General features: G+C 67.5%; 1 protein-coding gene. It reads right to left on the bottom strand.

All coding sequences use genetic code 11. From position 1 onward, the window contains the following. Positions 1-243: hydantoinase/oxoprolinase N-terminal domain-containing protein (locus W930_RS28850; protein WP_036656463.1), on the bottom strand; the 243-nt coding region annotated here is incomplete at its 3' end. Between the last annotated feature and the right edge of the window lie 200 nt (positions 244-443).

The following is a 443-nucleotide window of genomic DNA, read 5'->3' as shown; positions in this document are numbered from 1 at the left end:
GCGCTCGGGCGTGATCGGCTCGCCGGGGGCCAGGTCCAGCAGATGGCGAATGCCCGCCACGGCGGCGTCGCGATACTGTTCCGGGTTTTCGGACAAGAGTTTGTGCGTGACGAGCGTGCCATCCGGGCGCCGGGCGACGATGTCGGTGAAGGTACCGCCCCGATCGATCCAGAACTGCCAGCGCGAGGCGGTTTGATGCGCGGGCGCGCGGTTTTGGGCGGAGGGCGTGAGAACGTTCGTCATGGGGTCACTCGCAATTCAAAACAAAGGGCAACGGGCAATCGAATACGTGCGCTGCGATGCCGAAGGCCGGCCGTACGGCGGCAGGCGCAGGGCGCACGTCTCCCGGCGCGGGCGGATCCGACATTGCCGGACACGGCCGCACATCCATCTCGCGATCGGGAGGTCATGGGTTGGGAAAGGCGCGGCAGCGAAAGCTGCCG

This window comes from Pandoraea sp. E26 (assembly GCF_000681415.1).
Classification (GTDB): Bacteria; Pseudomonadota; Gammaproteobacteria; order Burkholderiales; family Burkholderiaceae; genus Pandoraea; species Pandoraea pnomenusa.
Note: the sequence above shows the minus strand (reverse complement) of the source record. Positions and strands in the feature narration are given on the sequence as shown.